General features: G+C 35.9%; 12 protein-coding genes. 4 read left to right on the top strand and 8 right to left on the bottom strand.

The window, feature by feature from the left end; all coding sequences use genetic code 11:
* Positions 1 to 293: 293 nt before the first annotated feature.
* The 5 genes from ACFSAH_RS08565 to ACFSAH_RS08545 all read right to left on the bottom strand — a co-directional run bounded on the left by ACFSAH_RS08565 (position 294) and on the right by ACFSAH_RS08545 (position 9,804).
* The gene (locus tag ACFSAH_RS08565) at positions 294 to 3,758 is read right to left on the bottom strand and encodes a hypothetical protein (protein ID WP_379662305.1); all 3,465 of its coding nucleotides are present in this window, start codon (positions 3,756 to 3,758) and stop codon (positions 294 to 296) included.
* On the bottom strand, positions 3,759 to 7,463 hold the full coding sequence (locus ACFSAH_RS08560; protein WP_379662304.1) for an ATP-binding protein: 3,705 nt from the start codon (positions 7,461 to 7,463) through the stop codon (positions 3,759 to 3,761).
* Between the two features lie 245 nt (positions 7,464 to 7,708).
* The gene (fabD, locus tag ACFSAH_RS08555) at positions 7,709 to 8,593 is read right to left on the bottom strand and encodes an ACP S-malonyltransferase (RefSeq protein WP_379662303.1); all 885 of its coding nucleotides are present in this window, start codon (positions 8,591 to 8,593) and stop codon (positions 7,709 to 7,711) included.
* Between the two features lie 150 nt (positions 8,594 to 8,743).
* Complete coding sequence (folE, locus tag ACFSAH_RS08550; RefSeq protein ID WP_379662364.1) at positions 8,744 to 9,379, bottom strand: GTP cyclohydrolase I FolE; 636 nt, start codon at positions 9,377 to 9,379, stop codon at positions 8,744 to 8,746.
* 11 nt (positions 9,380 to 9,390) lie between these two features.
* A complete protein-coding gene (locus ACFSAH_RS08545; protein ID WP_379662302.1) occupies positions 9,391 to 9,804 on the bottom strand; it encodes a 6-pyruvoyl trahydropterin synthase family protein in 414 nt (137 codons plus the stop codon).
* An 81-nt stretch (positions 9,805 to 9,885) separates the two neighbouring features.
* Between ACFSAH_RS08545 and mqnB the strand changes: the two genes are divergently transcribed.
* From mqnB to glpT, 4 genes are all read left to right on the top strand, one after another.
* The gene (mqnB, locus tag ACFSAH_RS08540; protein ID WP_379662301.1) at positions 9,886 to 10,527 is read left to right on the top strand and encodes a futalosine hydrolase; all 642 of its coding nucleotides are present in this window, start codon (positions 9,886 to 9,888) and stop codon (positions 10,525 to 10,527) included.
* A gap of 46 nt (positions 10,528 to 10,573) precedes the next feature.
* Entirely contained in the window at positions 10,574 to 11,425 is an 852-nt protein-coding gene (locus ACFSAH_RS08535) for a menaquinone biosynthesis family protein (protein ID WP_379662300.1), read from the top strand.
* 370 nt (positions 11,426 to 11,795) lie between these two features.
* Positions 11,796 to 12,665 carry a glycerophosphodiester phosphodiesterase gene (locus tag ACFSAH_RS08530; RefSeq protein ID WP_379662299.1) on the top strand — a complete coding sequence of 290 codons (870 nt, stop codon included), beginning with the start codon at positions 11,796 to 11,798 and terminating at the stop codon, positions 12,663 to 12,665.
* A 32-nt stretch (positions 12,666 to 12,697) separates the two neighbouring features.
* A complete protein-coding gene (glpT, locus tag ACFSAH_RS08525) occupies positions 12,698 to 14,041 on the top strand; it encodes a glycerol-3-phosphate transporter (protein ID WP_379662298.1) in 1,344 nt (447 codons plus the stop codon).
* Between the two features lie 98 nt (positions 14,042 to 14,139).
* Here the strand turns inward: glpT and ACFSAH_RS08520 are convergent, their stop codons facing one another.
* The 3 genes from ACFSAH_RS08520 to ACFSAH_RS08510 all read right to left on the bottom strand — a co-directional run bounded on the left by ACFSAH_RS08520 (position 14,140) and on the right by ACFSAH_RS08510 (position 18,860).
* The gene (locus ACFSAH_RS08520; protein ID WP_379662297.1) at positions 14,140 to 15,552 is read right to left on the bottom strand and encodes a calcineurin-like phosphoesterase C-terminal domain-containing protein; all 1,413 of its coding nucleotides are present in this window, start codon (positions 15,550 to 15,552) and stop codon (positions 14,140 to 14,142) included.
* Positions 15,553 to 15,635: 83 nt separating this feature from the next.
* Positions 15,636 to 17,636, bottom strand: a complete 2,001-nt coding sequence (locus tag ACFSAH_RS08515) for a calcineurin-like phosphoesterase C-terminal domain-containing protein (RefSeq protein WP_379662296.1) — start codon at positions 17,634 to 17,636, stop codon at positions 15,636 to 15,638.
* A gap of 78 nt (positions 17,637 to 17,714) precedes the next feature.
* Positions 17,715 to 18,860 carry a phospholipase D-like domain-containing protein gene (locus tag ACFSAH_RS08510; RefSeq protein WP_379662295.1) on the bottom strand — a complete coding sequence of 382 codons (1,146 nt, stop codon included), beginning with the start codon at positions 18,858 to 18,860 and terminating at the stop codon, positions 17,715 to 17,717.
* Positions 18,861 to 18,897 lie beyond the last annotated feature (37 nt).

The raw sequence follows: 18,897 nt of genomic DNA, 5'->3' as shown, positions 1-18,897 counted from the left end.
AAAACACTGAATATCAACCCTGTATTGTCAATATTTTTTCATTTTTACTATTGACGTGTTAAGAAATTGTTGTATCTTTAGTTATTAAACTAACCAATTATAATACTTAAAGCCCTTAGGTATTATGTCTCAGGGCTTTTTTTTAAAAAAGCTAAAATCACAAAACTTCTTAAAAATGTTAAAAAATGTTAAGACACTTTAATGAACTAGCATTTTGAGCTATATTTGTGATAGGTTTATAATTGGTTAGTAAAAAGGCCTTCATTCTCCCCGTTTGAAGGCCTTTTGTTTTTCTAGAAAAATGCCCTAACCTGTATACCTCCTGTATGGATCATTTTAATCTCATTAGATTTACGCCCCTCATAATTAAAATTAAGTTGTATACCGTTAGATATTACCCTCTGGAAACTTGCTGTCCAGGTCATATTACTTCCGGGCTGTAAACCATCTAAAAGTTCGTAGGATATAGCGGTATTATTAGACCCCTTAAAATTGTTATTTATAAAGTTGAGCTGAGAGACCAATGTACCCTTACCTAACAAATTATAGCGAATTTCTGATCCTATATTTAAATTAGTAACATTTTCGCCTCCATAAATCGCACTGTTTTTTTGAGACTTAAGCCCTCCATTCAATGTAAGTTTACAGTTTTGATTAAACTGGTAACCAAACTCAGGTCTCATTTCAATAAAATGGATCTGGTAATTTTTATTAGAAAACAACTCAGAACGTAAATTTTTATCTCCCGTCTTTAGCTCCATAGAGAAATTACTCTTTTGTACAAAACTCCATCTGAATCTAAAACCCTGTTCTGTTGTATTTCTGGAATCGAAACCATTCGTCAGCATAGATTTCGCCGAATTACTCTGCATATTTAATTCCAAACCCCATCTGGGATTCATTCTGTTAAAAAACAAAGTATTTCTCAGAAAAGAATTTAGAGAAACAAGATTATCAGCATCTATATTGGTTTGATAAGGATTAAGGATTAAACCAGATTCTCCTGCCAAAACTTTTTTATTAATCCTTAATACCGATACAGAAGAGAACTTTGAAAGAAAACCGTAAAAACCTTGCTTACCTTTTAGATAAATAGCCGGATCCAAGCGCAGGGTTTGATTAATATTGGAAAAGTTTGACCGTATAAAGTCATTGGTTGACCTATACACCCGAATGTACCTTGCCTCATCCGGGAATTTTGCAATTTCAAATTCGTTAAGTTCCTTTATTCCGTTATTATTATAATCTTTCCATGCATACGCTCCCTGCCCTGCAGGTACTTCAAGGTAAATGTATTCTCTTCTGGGCTCCTGACCTGTCCCCAGTTCGTAAAAAGACTGTAAATTCAGAAAACCTTTAAACAGATTAAGGTTATAGTCTATTCTGGATAAAAGTGTCTCTTCATCTCGAGAAATAGTATCCTGTTGTAAATAACTTACTGTTCTGTAGCTGGCTGTAACGGAAAGTGGCGACTTCCCTCTTTTATTCATATCCAGCTTGCCGGAGTAGGTTGATGAATGCGTATAGTCTGTAAGAAAAAACTCCTGAGGCGACTGATCTAAGCGAGAAATATAATTTAGCTGAAAAGATGTATTCTTAGACTCTCCCTCTGTTTTGAGGTAATAGTCAAACTGTCGGAAATAAAAAGATTGTAAACTGAGCTTATTATCCTGCACATTTCGGGTCTTATTATTTTCTTCCTGTACTTCGGTTCCCAACACAAATTGTCTCCATTTTTTGCTCAGATCTACACGTTGACGAGAAAATTGCCCTTTCAAGGAGTCCTGATCCGAATTCAAAAAGCTTCCCTGATAAACTAAACGGAATCCTTTAAAAGTGTATTTACCGTTAAAAGCATGTTGCCAACCTGTATAATCTAACGTACGGATAAAAGTACTCAGCTTATAATCCACCTGCTTATCATCGTCTTTTTTAAGCTGTAGAAACATAGAAACCCAATGTTCATCACTCTTTCTTATAGTAGTTCCTCTATAATTAAAATCACGATCAAATTCTACAGGTCTATATCTTTCTATCGCCACAAATTTACTATCCGCATACTCATAATTGACCTGGGTATTTAACTGCAATGTACCCGATTTGTTTTTAGACAGAATATTTTTTTGCTGATAGCCTAACTTATAGGCCATACCTTGATTTTCTTTATTCCCTATTTCTGAAAAAAGATTAGGATCGTTATTGCTTATGGCAAATTCTGTAAAAAGATTTGCATTTTTTGCTACCTGATAATTGGCGTTCAAAGTGGCTAATTGTTGCTTTTTAGGTGTTATTAATAGAGTTAAAGGTTCGTAATCTCCTTGTGGTTCTCCTCCTATTGGAGCAACAAACTTGTAAACCCTACCGTTGGTCACATTATTTGCGTCCGTTATGTAGTTTCCTTTGTTTTTACCTACATAGCTAAATCCTACTCTATATTTTGCTTCTTGCGGGCTGTTTGAATGAACATACACTGCCGAAAGCCCTAGCGTATCTACTTTTTTGTAAAGTACCTCATTGTCATTAAATGCAACGGAATCTACATTGGGTACCAAAGCCTGGTCTATATTATTTCCAATCTGCTTAAGAATTTCTTTTTGTTCATCTGATATAGTTTGTAAAATAGGCCTATTAGGGTTATCCTGCTCCGAATAAAAGTTAAATCCTAACTCTAAACGTTTGCTTTGAAAACGCTGCTCTACAGAATAGAGACTTCTTCCGTACATTTTATCAGAGTATTCAAACTCTATAGAAATCCGCGAGTTTCGCGTAATCATCCTTTTGGCGGTAAAAGTAATTTCTGCACTATTATAATCTATCACATAGTCATTATCCTGGCCTCTTAGCAGTAATTCACCGTCAATAAATACACGTTCGGTCCCGGAGAGTACAATAATATACTGCTCGCCACTATTTCCTGTTAAACGATAAGGCCCCTGATTTCCTTCCTCTCCAATAAACTGGTTTCTTGCCGACCGCCCTTTTGATACCGCAGCAGCAACCTTTGTAGTATACTTATAGTTATTTTTATCTTTAAACTCATTGCCCACATAAACTCCTTGTGTGCGTTTAAAGTAATTCATAAAATAGCTATCGGGTCTTTTCAACTCATAATCACCCACAATTAAAGTTGCATCTTTTCTTTTCAACTGGATAAACACCTTATCAAAATCATTGATTTGTTGAGTATTACCATCGGGCTGTATGGGTATATTATCATCGGATATAACAGCCAGAAGATCTATTTCTTCGCTCAATTTTCCCGACAGCTGCAATACCATATTGGAGTTTACAGATAAATCCTGATTATTACCAAACCCTATACTTCTGGAAATACTCCCGCTTTTATCTATCCCCTGAAAATTAAAAAGCGTACTTTCTTTCATAGGAAGCTCTGTAGAAGGCATGCCTTTATTTCCTATAACCTCAAAGCCGATAATAGATTTACTTTTATGAAAAGATTGCTGGGAAAGGAGCGCAGGAAAAGTCCGGTATCTAATGGTTAATGAATCTGCTTTGGGTTTATTTCTCCAAGTCAATAAAGCCCGAACCAGATCTAAACGATACCGGGACGTATCTAACAATACATCTCCTTCATAAATCCCGAAAGTTTGGGGAATAATACTAAGGGTATCTATAACCAAAGAGTCTTTCACAGCAATTGTCTTCTGGTGATAATTACCTTTTATTTGGGCCAAAGCTGCTAAACTAAACAGTCCCAATACAATTATGACACTTGCAACAAAGATTCTATGCTTCATCTAATTGGCTACAGGCAACGAAATATGGAACGTTGTTCCTTCATTAAATGTAGTTGTAAAATAGATATTTCCTCCAATATTTACGACTGCCTGTTTTACGAAGGCCAAACCTAATCCTGTTCCCGAGCTTTTTGTAGTAAAGTTGGGTGTAAAAATCTTAATCTGCAAGTCTTCTGGTATCCCCATTCCATTGTCTTCAAATTTTATTTCCACATGATTGCCTTCTACACTGCAATGAATAGTAACTATTCCATCTTTATTTTCGGGAATAGCTTCTATAGCATTTTTTAACAGGTTATTAAACGATCTTAACAACTGATCACGGTCTGCTTTTATATAAATGCCTTTTATTTTTTCTTCGTTACTAAAAATCTGAATATGATCCATATTCTTATAAACCTGTATTGCTTGATTCAATACTTCTGCCAACTCAATTTTTTCAAGCTTAAGATCGGGCATCTTTGCAAAATCGGAAAATTCAGAAGCTATACGGCTTAAACTGTCTATCTGTTCTAAAAAAGACTGGCTAAATTTCTTAAACTTGGAATCAAAATTCGGGTCTTGTTCTTTCCAGGACCTTTCCAACATCTGTATTCCCAGACGGAGAGGTGTCAATGGATTTTTAATCTCATGCGCCACTTGTTTTGCCATTTCTCTCCAGGCCATCTCCCTTTCAGACCTTGCTAATTTATTTGCACTATCTTCCAGAGCCAGTATCATCTTATTATACTCACTAATTAAATTACCTATTTCATCATTCCGCCGCCAATAGATAGGTTTATTCTTTTGACCTATTTTTGTTCTGGACATACTGTCCTGAATTAAGGTTAATGGACTGGTAATCTGGTTAGCCACCACAAATGCGAAGAAACCAATGGCAACAAATACCAACACATAAATGTTGATTAACAGATTAAGGAAATTACTTATTTTTTGGTTAAACTCGTTTTCATTGGCAAAATAAGGCAGCTGCAAATAACCAACCACATTATTAAAAGAATTTACAATAGGCATATATGCCGATACGTAATTGAGTCCGCCAATATTTTCGTTCTGCAAAAATTCTGATTTTTGGCGCATGCTCATATTAATCAACGCAACAGGATTCATACGGTTAGCTATAATACCTAACTCGTATATTTTGGGTTGTGTAGTATACAGCACCTCACCGTTATTATGGTACAAGGTTAAATCAGTATTGTAAAGTTTTACCAACTCTTTAAATCCTGCTATTTTATCTTCATGATCTAAGCGATTGATATCATTTTCTTCCAACTGATTTTCAAAAGCCTTGGTTATGGCTCTAACCCTCTCTCTTATTAGAGCTTCCTGATGTTCTTTATACTGAATAGAAACATAAGAGAATGTAATTAACCCCACAATAATAAGGGATGTAACCACGGCCAGCACCAACGCTATTTGTATACGTGTTTTATAAAGTATTTTATTACTGGAAAGCTGTAGTCTTAACTTAAAGTTGATTAAGCTAAATTGATAGGATGAAATTAAATGCCACGCCCACTTATACGATAACAGGATTATCCCAAAAACAAGAATGATAATAAAGAAAAACGATAAAGCAGCTAGTTCTTTCCAAAAGGTATCTATTTCTTTACTTACAACAATAATCTTACTCAACGATGGTTTATAAATTAAATGGCTATACCCATCTTTTTTAAACGCAGAAAACTCTTTTTTATCAGACACACTTGTTTCGCTGTATAATATGCTATAAATATAGCTCCCGGACTGATAAACCAGCTTATTATTATAATAATAGGCATACGAATAACCTGAATAATCATCCGTAGTTATATACTTCCCATCTTTTAAGAGGTGGGGGAAATTCCCAAAATCTTTTATCTGCCTGTACTTAAGCTCGAGTATAAGATAACCTGTAAATTTATTAGAAGACTTTACAGGAATAATAGCAAAGTAATTTTGGATACCAAAGGTGTTTGATACACGATAAAAGTTTTCTGAGACTTTTAATGACCCCGACTCCACCAGATCTCTATAGTCTGCCAGTCTTTCTTTAACCTTACGGTCAAAAACTTCTCCGTCACTACCAAAGGGTAATACTTTTACGTCATAGTTATTCAGGTAATTTTTAAGGTATTCTTCCTGTATATAACGCCTGATGTCTTTAGCCTCTTTATGTGTTTCGAAGTAATTTCGTAACACATGATCATCTGCTGCTTTTTGTTCGATATGCTTAAAGAGGAATATATTTTTAGGATCATCTGCCGACTCTAGTTTCAAGGCTAGTAGTTTACGGTATTCCCTTTCTTTAATCCCTTTATAGTTATTGAGTTTTAACGATACTATAGTTGATAAAATAAGCGTCATTAAAACCAAAGCCGGAAATATAACAAAACCTTTATACTGGTAAACAACCAAAGCCACCACCGCAATAAGCAAACAGACCAATAAAGGATAAATAGTATAAACCCCAAATACAATCTGATAAATACTCAAAGCAATTAAGACAAGTGCCAAAAACACCATTTTCTTCTTAAAGCTCAGTGGTATATATACAGTATAGCCTACAATAAACTCAATTATAATATAATAAAAGAGCAGGGCCATTAATAAAATAACAATCCACACCAGGCTCCAAACATCTAAGTTGATAATATTAGCAACCTTAAAATTGATATTTGAGTTATAGATAAGTCCCCAAAATATATCCGATAGCTGATAAGAGATATAGATAATAAATAATGCAAATATGGTCATTACCACATAACCGTATAATTTATTACCAATAGGTTTATATATGTTTTTTTTATAGCTATAAATAAAAATCACACACCATAATGCTAAAAAGAAATTAATTCCCAGATCGCCCAAAGAAGGAGAAAGATAGCTAGAGGCATACACCAAAGGGCTAAATAATTTTAGATTATAGAATGCTTCCGGAAAATTAGAAATCAGGCAAAAGTATCTTATAGCAGTAAAGCACCCGACCAGAACCATGGATGCTGCTAACGGATATCCACTATCTGCATAGTATTTACAAACACTATTTATCAGTGTAATCAGGAATAAAAAGCCAAGAAACCAAAACACGGCCTCTACCTCTGAGCTTGTTTTTTCGTCTACTTCATCTGCTTTTTTAATCGAAAAAAGATATTTTCCATCGACTGTTTTGACATTGGCCACATCACTATCCGAAACATCTGCTATATCGATAGCCCTATCTTCAAAAATATCATTTCCAGTTTCCCGGTTAAGAAATTGATTTTGGAAGGGGTAATTAGCTTTTACCAGCACATAGAAAACCACAAAAAAGGAGCCTTTCCCCTTTTTCACTACCTGGTACCACCCATTATTATAACCTATAAACCCGGTGCCATCTTTCAGGTTTACCGCATATTTATCACTAACGCATTCATCAGACCAAAAGGTGAGCTTATTATTGGTAAAAGTTTGAAAGTAGATATTCCGTGACGAGAAATAATCAATAGTATTTAGTGCATAATCAGCATCCAGGGTTAACGATTTTAATTTTTCAAACTTCGCTGAATCTCTAAGATAATCGTAAATAAAAGCTTCTTTTTTATTCAGCGCCGTTGTTACGCTCTCAGCGTATGTTTCCAACCTTAAGGCTCTTGTTGATGCCCATCTGGCCGTTAAGGCTGTTGCAAAAAGCCCTATCGTTACCAGTAATAAAAGCCATCGTATTTTAGTGGTTGTTTTCAACTGCAAGCTCGGTTTTATAGCCTTTATAAAGTTCTATATCACAAAAAATAATCTTCGCATCATTTGACAGGAATATCAAAAAAATAGCAAATAACTGATAATCTTATAGTTGTATTTCACACTACCTTAAAATATGTATTATCTACTAAGGTATTGATAATTGCTAAATGTAGTTAAAATTCAAGCCAAAAAAATATCGGGATGCTTTTGAATAAACATCCCGATACCTTTTATTTACATTTTAGCTATGCAATAGAGGCTGCTGATGTCTCCATAGCCCTATTTACCTTTTTCACCAGACCCTGTAAAACATTTCCTGGCCCAACCTCAACAAAAGAAGTTGCTCCGTTCTCAATCATCTTTTGTACAGTTTGTGTCCACTTTACAGAACCGGTTAACTGTGCTATCAGGTTATCTTTAATAGCTGCTACGTCTGTATAAGGTTTTGCATCTATATTCTGATAGATTGGACATATTGGCGATTTAAACTCTGTATCTACAATAGCTGCTTCCAGTTCTACCCTTGCACTTTCCATCAGAGGAGAGTGGAAAGCACCGCCTACATTTAATTTAATCGCTCTTTTTGCACCCGCTTCTGTTAATAAAGCACATGCTTTATCTACTCCTTCTATAGTTCCGGATATAACCAACTGTCCCGGGCAATTATAATTAGCCGGCACTACAACGTCACTTACCCGCTGACAAATATCTTCAACGGTAAAATCATCCAGTCCCAGAACCGCCGCCATGGTTGATGGCTGTATCTCACAAGCTTTTTGCATAGCATTGGCTCTTTTGGCTACCAGTTTTAAACCATCTTCAAAAGATAAAGCACCTGCCGCTACCAATGCAGAAAACTCTCCTAACGAGTGCCCTGCAACCATATCCGGTTTAAAATCTCCACCCAATACCTTCGCCAGTATTACAGAATGTAAAAATATAGCAGGTTGGGTAACTTTTGTTTGTTTAAGGTCTTCATCTGTTCCAGAGAACATAATGCCTGTAATTCTAAAACCTAATATTTCATTAGCTTTTTCAAATAAAGATTTAGCTTCTTCAGAAGTTTCATATAAATCTTTACCCATTCCTACGAATTGAGCCCCTTGACCGGGAAAAATGTATGCTTTCATTTCTTGTTTGATTTAAGCCTGCCCTAAAATATGCCAGATTTAACCTATGCATACCAATCAGGCTATTGATTCAGTATTTTATTGGGTATGTTTTATCAATATATAACCTATTGTTTCTACGGTTATACACTATAATTACAATCTATTATCTTACTTATACAAATCGGCAGAAATTAATCTCAAAAATTCCGATCTGGTTGGTTCATTAACAAATTCTCCGGTAAAAGCAGAAGTTGTAGTTACCGAGTTTTGTTTCTGTATCCCTCTCATACTCATACACATGTGCTTACACTCCATTACCACAGCAACACCAGCTGGTTTTAACGTGGCTTGTATACAGTCTCTTATCTCGTTAGTCAAACGTTCCTGTACCTGAAGTCTTCTGGCAAATACATCTACTATTCTTGGAATTTTACTCAAACCAACAATGTGTCCATCCGGAATATAAGCTATATGAGCCTTTCCAAAAAAAGGTATAACATGATGTTCGCATAACGAATATACCTCTATATCTTTAACGATAACCATTTGGCTATATTCTTCTTTGAACATTGCCGACCTCAATATTTCCGCCGCATCCAAATCATAACCATGTGTTAGAAACTGCAATGCTTTTGCGTAACGCTCAGGAGTTTTTAACAATCCTTCTCTCTCAGGATCTTCTCCTATCTGACGCAGGATCTCTTTATAGTTCGAAGCAATTTCTGAAGTTTTACTATCGTTATACCTGTCAATCTTTGCGTATCCGTTTACTTCAAAATGTTCATCGTTATCAGAATATATCATCATTATTCGTTTTATTCGCCAAAATACTCTACGTAATTATTGACGGTTTCATATAATTTAATACAATGTAATTGTGCTCCTCTTACAACAATATGAGGCTCCAGTTGTTTCCATATCTCTACAGCAAGTATTTCTGTAGAGGCCATTTTCCCTTTCATAAAATCTACATCTAAATTGATGTTTTTATGGTCCAACTTATCCACCACATTTTCAATAATAATATCTTTCAGTACTTTTAGGTCTATCACAAATCCCGTCTCTTCATTAATTTCGCCCTTAATAGTTACATAAAGGTCATAATTATGCCCATGCCAATTTGCATTAGAGCAAATGCCAAAAACTTCTTCGTTTTTCTCTTTACTCCAGTCTTCACGATAAAGCTTATGTGCCGCATTAAAATGCTCTTTTCTGGTTATGTAAATCATTTTTATGAAATAAAGCGCAAATATAAGCAAAGCATTTACAAGAGAATAGACTGTTTAAATCATTGTATGTAAATTTGTTCTATGAAAATACTTATTGTGGCGGCTACATACTCAGAAATAGCCCCTTTTCTGAATAAATTATCTGTAAAAGGAATTCCAGATGACACAATTGATTTTGAAAAACATCAACTTCGTTTTCTGATAACAGGTGTAGGAATGGTTGCTACGGCCTATGCGTTAGGTACTGAACTTTCCAAAAACCAATACGACCTGGCGATAAATATAGGCATAGCCGGAAGTTTTTCCAGAAAATTACAGATTGGTCAATTGGTTGAAATTGATGAGGACATTTTCTCTGAACTGGGAGCCGAGGACGATGAGGATTTCTTAACTCTTGAAGAAATGCAATTGGGCGAGATCAGATACAACAGTTCTTTTAAATTAACAGAGAACAAACTTACCCGGGTACGCGCTATTACAGTAAACAAAGTTCATGGTAACGAGGAAACTATAGAAGAAACCATTGAAATGTTTACTCCAAAACTCGAAAGCATGGAAGGCGCAGCTTTCTTTTATGCTTGTGAAGAAGCCCAAGTGTCTGCCTTACAAATCAGGTCTGTATCTAATTATGTGGAAAAAAGAAATAAGAACAACTGGAACATCCCTTTGGCAGTAAAAAACCTGAACGATTGGTTACCTGTTTTTTTAAAATCATTGGTTTAAAACGAACACAACCTGTGTCCATATTAAAAAAATAAAGAAATTGAATATGAAACTTACTCTTGGATTCTCGCCTTGCCCTAATGATACTTTTATATTTGACGCTCTTATCCATCATAAAATAGATACGGAAGGTCTGGAATTTGAAGTTTTTTTTGATGATGTTGAGACCCTGAACCAGAAAGCTTTTAACGGCGAGCTTGATATCACAAAGTTAAGCTACCATGCATTTGCCTATGCGCTGGACAAATACGAATTACTGGATGCCGGCAGTGCCTTAGGTTTTGGTGTAGGCCCATTGCTGATTACCCATAAAGATTTTGATATTGAGCGTATAAAAAAAGATCCCGAAAACCTTATAGTAGGTATACCCGGAAAATACACCACGGCTAATTTTTTATTAGGTATCGCCTATCCGGATTTGACCAATAAACAGGAAATGCTTTTTTCTGAAATTGAGCAGGGCTTATTAAACAAACAAATAGATCTGGGACTTATTATTCACGAAAACAGATTTACGTACAGCGATAAAGGCTTAGTTAAAGTTATTGATTTGGGAGATTTCTGGGAGAAAACAACTACCTGTGCCATACCTTTAGGCGGTATAGTTATTCAAAGAGACCTTCCTTTGGCAATTAAACAAAAAGTCAACCGTCTTATTGCAAAGTCTGTGGCATACGCGTTTGAAAACCCAAAATCGGCTTTAAGCTTTATTAAAGAACATGCACAAGCTATGGAAGAAGAGGTTATGTACAAACACATTAATTTATATGTGAATAAGTATTCTTTAGAACTAGGTGTAGAGGGTAGAAACGCAATCAATATGCTATTTGATATAGCTCAATCTAAAGGTATTATCCCTCCAATTCAACAAGAAATATACTTAACAAACAAATCTTAAAGCTTACAAAACATTTTAATCCTCAAATAAGTTCAGGAAGACCGCTTGACGTTGTCTCTCTGAGCTTATTTTCAAACCAATCAACGCTTTGAATAATAGAAACCTATTTTGATTTCCTACATCTTGGATGTATCCCCTAACTGCTGATTTAATAATATTCCATACTTTCACACGATAACATTGTCTTTTCTCCTATTACGAATCGACAACTCCTTTTATCTCCCTCTTAAACAGGGTCATTCATGACCAATATTTTCATCGAAAGCCAAACACACAATCAAATTATTGCCATTTGTTTCTTTTTATTTCTTTTTATTTTTTAATATTGTGTTAACAAAAGTTTTGTTACTTCCTAAATCAAAATTAATTTATGAAAAGAAAACTCACATTTGCAGTAGCTGCAGCCATGGCATTATTATCCACCAATAGCTTTGCACAAGACAAAATAGATTTACAAGGACATAGAGGCGCCAGAGGCTTAATGCCTGAAAACACCATTCCCGCAATGAAAAAAGCTTTAGATTTAGGTGTAACACTGGAAATGGATGTACAGTTTAGTAAGGACAAAAAAGTAATCGTTTCTCATGACAACTGGCTTAATGCTGCTTTTGTACTAGACCCAAATGGTCAGCCACTACCTGCAAAAAATCAAAGAGACAACAAACTATATAACCATAAGTATAGCGAAATAAAAAAATACGATGTAGGATCTAAACTTTATCCTGCATTTCCTGACCAGAAAAAAATGCATGCTTACATTCCACTGCTATCTGAACTGATAGATTCTGTTGAATTGTATGCCAAACAAAAAAACTACCCTGCACCTCATTATAATATAGAGACTAAAATATCCGCAAAAGGGGACAACATCAACCACCCAGGACCAGAAGAATTTGTAAAAAGATTAATGAAGGTTATCAATTCCAAGAAAATAGCCGACAGGGTAATCATACAATCTTTTGACACCAGAACGCTTGAGATCATCAACAAAAAGCATAAAAATGTAAAAACCGCATATCTGGTATCTAAAGGTAATCTAGCAGATAACCTAAAAAACTTAAGCTTCAAACCCGATATTTACAGCCCTAATTACAAATTAGTAACAAAACAACTCGTTGAAGAATGTCACAAACAAAATATTAAAGTGCTTCCGTGGACTGTAAATACCAAGCAAGAAATTGACGACTTGAAAAAAATGGGTGTAGATGGAATCATATCTGATTACCCTAACTTATTTTAACACTTTAACTAAACTGAAAAAGACGAACTACAATGTCGCTTAAATTTTTAGCCCCACCAGAGCACAAACCTCTGATTGAAGAACAAAAAATAGATAGTACCTATAAAAAACTACGGTTTCAGGTTTTCCTGGGGATTTTCCTGGGATATGCAGGCTACTACCTTGTTCGTAAAAACTTTACTCTGGCTATGCCAGATCTTTTGGAGCAAGGTTATTCCAAAGCAGATCTGGGCTGGGCACTTTCAGGTGTTTCTATTGCTTATGGTTTAAGCAAGTTTTTAATGGGCAACCTGTCCGACAGAAGCGATGCCCGCAAATTTCTAACCATAGGTCTTGTTCTTTCTGCATTGACAATGATTTTCATGGGACTTGTTCCTTTTGCAACATCGTCTATACTAACCATGTTTATCTTATTATTTATCAATGGATGGTTTCAGGGAATGGGATGGCCTCCTTGCGGCAGAGTAGTAGTACACTGGTTTTCGGTAAAAGAGCGGGGAACAAAAATGTCCATATGGAATGTAGCTCATAATGTTGGGGGTGGCCTTATAGGTCCTCTTGCTATTTTTGGGGTAGAGGTTTTCGCCGACTGGCATAGTAAATTTTATTTCCCGGGCATGGTGGCTCTATTTTTTGCTTTAATTGCCTACATTCTGGTAAGAGACACACCTCAATCATGCGGATTACCACCCATAGAAAAGTATAAAAACGACTATCCTAAAGACTATTCCGAAAAGCAAGAGGAAGAGCTTAGCGCCAAAGAGATTTTTTTCAAATACGTATTCAATAACAAAATGCTGTGGTACATTGCTTTTGCAAATGCTTTTGTGTATCTGGTTCGTTATGGAATTCTGGATTGGTCGCCTACTTACCTGGAAGAAGCTAAAGGTTTTTCTGTAAAACAAAGCGGATGGGCTTATTTCTTATACGAGTATGCCGGAATTCCCGGAACGTTGGTTTGTGGTTGGATAAGCGATAAAGTATTTAAAGGCCGAAGAGCACCTGCAACCATCATTTATATGGTTTTAGTACTTGTAGCCGTAATGGTATACTGGAAAAACCCTGCTGGAAACATTTGGATTGATAACGCTGCTTTAGTAGCTATTGGTTTCTTAATTTACGGCCCCGTTATGTTAATAGGCGTTCAGGCTTTGGATCTTGCACCCAAAAAGGCAGCAGGTACCGCAGCAGGCCTTACGGGACTTTTTGGCTATATGGGCGGCGCATTATTTGCTAATATTGCTATGGGATATGTTGTGGATCATTTTAGTTGGGATGGCGGATTTCTTGTAATGATAGCCGCGTGTTTCCTTTCTATTTTCTTCACTGCATTGACATGGAAAACTGAAATCAGAAATCTTCAACTGGACAAATAAAACAGTTTACCAATAAAAAAAGCTGGCTTCATGAGCATTGAAACCAGCTTTTTCATATCCAAACAACAGATTTTAATATTGGTATTCTCTATAAGATTTTATACCGTATGTACCCCTTCATAGATTTGACCAAACCTATCGGTAACCTTTATCTTTATGGTTGAAATCTCAGGCGCAAGATGAGCCATAAACAAGTGATCTGTCCGTTTCGGTTCTACCCATGACCTTGGAGAAGGTAACTTATCTCCTTTATATAGCCGTACTGTATTGGGATCATATCCTTTGGTTTGTTCCAATACTCCCATAAACTTATCATTGCCCCACCATTCTACTTTCCATTGCTCATCCCAATTCCAGATATTTACAATAAGCCTTTTCTGTGCTGTCAGATTTTGCACATCATAGCTATATTGATCGTTTTTATCTAGCCCCGTAGGCTTGTAGTACCAGGTTAAGTCATTACCGCTTACCTCATAAACACCATAGCCTCGCGGAGCTCCATCACCACATACCGGACCTGTCCACCACGCCCCACATACCGTTCCGTGAACATGCTCATATACACCATATTTCTGATAATTATTATTGTAATGGGTATGACCGGACATGATATGAACTTTCCGCCCTTTAATAATACTGTATAATTCTTCGTTATTTTTCACTGAATTATGGACAGGGATATGAAGTCCTATGATTAAGAGATTATCTTTGGGAACAAACTCCAGATCCTTTCTCAACCAATCAAGCTGTTCTTGTACAATATAACCATCGTAATCTCTCTCCGTTCCAAGATACCTTACATCATCCAATATCACATAATGAGCTTTTCCTCTATTAAATGAATAGTAAGTAGGGCCATAACTCGACTTAAATGTACGATCAGAAGTTTCGTCGCCCCCTTGCCTGTAATCCATATCATGATTTCCTAGCGCCTGAAAAAATGGTATTCCCATTTTTTTAACAGCTTCTGTATAATCGGGTATTAATTTGTGATTATCCCATACAATATCCCCAACCGTTATTCCATGAACCAGAGCATCTTTACCCATACTTTTCACCAAATCCTGCACATCTGGCACAGATGTTTCCTGCATCTGATTAACATCGCCCTTAGTTCTAACCTGCGGATCCGCCCAAATAATAAAACGGTGTTTTGTATCGTCCTGTTTTAGTTTTTTCAGTTTAAAATGATATTCATTCCTTGCCCCAAGATTTTCATATTGCTTTGCAAGGTTTCCGTTATCTGTCTCAAACTCATAACCCGATGGCGTACTTAAGACAATAAACTCTGAACGCTCTGTTAATTGTATATTATATTTTCCTTTTGCATCTGTGGCTACAACCTCAAAACCATCCGATATCACTACGTTTTTTAATGGCTTCCCATTACTGGTAACAGTTCCCGAAATGCTATTCCCGTGTTTTAGGCTCGTAAAAGCTTTAGACTTTAAACTGATGGCCATTCCACCAGCCATAATTCCTACAGACTGCAGGAAACTTCTTCTTTGCATATCAATAAATAATTTTATTACTCAAAATCTGTTCTTAACAGATTTAATCACTTGGTTTTAATCAGGTTGTACCCCAACCTGTTTTAGCTCATATCTAAAATAAAGTCTTTAGGTCTCTTCATGGTTTCTGAATAAATATTCCCAAATCTATCTGTTACTTTTATCAGGATGGGATTGGTAGCATTAGATGCTTTGGCTTTAAACAAATGTGCCGTTTTTCCGCTAACAAAGTCTGCCGTAGGTTCCGCGCTCGCATTCAGCCGTAAAGCTTCATAAGACACAATATGCAGTGGATCCAAAGCCTCTACTCTAGCGACTGTCAGCGGTAAATTATTTTCAAACAGCTCTACTTTCCACCTTTTATCATAACCCCAAACATTTACCAATATTTCGTTATTTGTATTCAGATTAGCGTATTCTCCCGCATAGGGTTTTAAAAGTGCATCGGTTGATTTTGGTGCAAATTTAGCCGCCGTTATATGCACTTTATTCAAATCATAAGCCCTAAACTGGTAATCTTCCTTATACCCAATAGATTTATAATTCCATTGGTAATCCCTGCCATTAAACCTCCAGATTCCATAACCGCCCGGTGCCCCATCTTTGCAAATATGGTTACCTGCATAACCATTCTTACCTGTCCACCACCATGTTGCACAAATAGCCCCGGAATTATGTTCCATTATACTGGTATTGTTTTCATAGGCATAACACACATGTGTATGACCGGTAATCAGATTAACATCCGTAAAACCGTTCAATGCAGCAAGAAGCTCAGAACCGTTATTTAACCTTAATGTACTGGTTTCACTTGCACCTGAAGGTTTAGGACTATTATTTAACTGAATGTGCATAGCTATAACAATAGGAGTAGACTGATCTGTTATCATTGCCAGATCTTTTTTAAGCCAGGCCATTTGCTCCGCTACTATTACTGCATTATAGTTTCTGGTTCCTATGGTTCCCTGTGCTCCACCCGTATTCAGATATTGAATATTATCCAATACAATATAATGCACCTTCCCTAAATTGAACGAGTAATAAGTAGGTCCCAGGCTTTTTCTAAAAGCATTTTCTGCCGGCCAGTCACTATTAACGTAAGGATCATTATCATGATTCCCCATCGTATGAAATATAGGCAACCCCATATTCTTAACCAGATTAAGATATTCAGCAAAACCGTATTTATTATCATACCAATATGCATCCCATGTCATATCTCCCAAGGTAAGTCCGTAAACTTTATATCCCTCGCTCCTATACTTTGTAATACTTTGTGCGGCATCCCTCAAAAAGCCATTCTGAAATTGACTTATATCATTATTCCTGTTAGCCAGGTGCATATCTCCTAATGCAAGCACTACGTGTTTGTCATTTTCTACTGGTTTCAGCTCAAAACTAATTCCTTCTACCGTATTACTTCCATATTCAAAATTTTTATAAAATACAGGCAATATTCCATTAGAAGTATCTACTTCATACCCACCCGGAATTGACATAAAAACAAAGTTTTTTGTTTTTTTTGAGGGCAGATAATAGATACCATTCTCGTCGGTTTTGGTCACCTCCATACCATCCGATACAACAACACCTGCCAATCCTATTCCCGCAGCATAAACCATCCCTTTAACAGTCATTCCGGTTTTATCCGGCACATTCATTTCTACCAACGTCTCTCCCAATGTCATGTTTTTATCTGCCCGGGCAACAGACACTCGATGACTTCCCCATAAAAAGGCTGCAGGTATGCTGATAAGACAGGCTGTTTCCGTTACAGATTTAACATCAAGAACAGCAGCCTTCCCCTCAAATATTGGAGTAAATATAATTTTATCGCCAACGGCAAATCCTTTCCCCTGTATAGTAAAGTCAGAAGATAATTGAACACTTATCTTCTTAGGAATAACAACATTTGTAAGGTTAAGATTATTGTTACCTTTCGGTGGTTCGACTTTGACAGGTTCATTATCTTTAGATTTACTGCATCCTAATACAGCTATACTTACACCAGTAACGGCCGAAGCTACAATAAACTCTCTTCTGGAGTATTTCTTGGGTTTTAGTTTTCCTGACCCTTTTTTCATAAACTATTGTTTAAATATGGTTATGAATAATCGATATTCTCATTTACGCAAAAAATGTATAAAAAACGCCCCTTTGGTTTAGATACCTGGTAATTTTTTTAGCTCAGTATAATAGCTTACATATTTATCATACAGCACTTTTTGATTTTTCATCATCAACATCGTTTCATTATTATTCCTCAAAGCATTTGTAGTAAAATTATGGCTTCCTGTAATCAGTAAAGTGCATTGCTCCCCTTTATATTTCCCTTCTATCAACATAAATTTCGAGTGTATATTCGTCTTAGATATATTATAAATTTTGATAAAAGCCCCTCGACTTTTCATAGAGTTCAATACATTCTGGATTTCTGCATCAATTTTATTTTTCACCACAACTTCCACTTTAGCTCCTTGATCCAGCAAATCACTTAGTTTATCAGCTACATTAATCCTAGATTTCACCCAATCAGACATCCCTACTCGAATTGTAGCGGTAGTCGGATCTAAGCTATTCAAAATCTCAATAATGGTATCATCACCATAAACAACACCATTCTTTCTTTTAGGATAGAAAAAAGCTGTAAGATTATTACCGTTATATTCTCTATAATTAAAGTCTTTCATCCCAGCAGCAGCCTTTGTCTTTATATCATTCCAATATGTTTTATATGCATCATATAAGCCTGAATCATTTAAAGTAACCGCATCCTGTACCTTTTTGGAATCATCAACAGTAAAATTATGTGAGGTCTGAAAAACCACGTTTTGTACTTTTCCATCGGTTGTATTCAATTCTGAAAAAAGGACAAACTTATTATGATTTATGGAAGACTCATTAACATCACTAGTTACCACAACTACTTCTGAATTAGCATTAATAACCCCCCTAATTTTACTGATGGTTCCCGGATTTTGCTTCTTGGTATCATCTACACTGAAGTCTATCATAATATGTAAAATCGTACCTCTTTTAGCTGCTCTTTCAAGAGCACTAATAACTCCGGCATGGTCAAAACCAAAAATTGACAGATATAAATGACTATTCTCAGGAGCCGAATCTACCATTTCAATAAGTTTATCCATAATTACAGGCGATGGCTGGCCATACCCAACTTTTTCTATATCTGTAAAATATACTCCAGGGAGGTATAACTGTACTTGTTTATCTTGATCAGGAGTAGAGTTCTTCTTACAACCAACAAAAAAGAACAGGAATACTAGTGAATAAATTAAGCTTTTCATTTTTATTATATTAATTTTTAAAGTAGTGAAGAACTGT

It is taken from the genome of Pseudopedobacter beijingensis (assembly GCF_042678145.1).
GTDB lineage: Bacteria > Bacteroidota > Bacteroidia > Sphingobacteriales > Sphingobacteriaceae > Pseudopedobacter > Pseudopedobacter beijingensis.
Note: the sequence above shows the minus strand (reverse complement) of the source record. Positions and strands in the feature narration are given on the sequence as shown.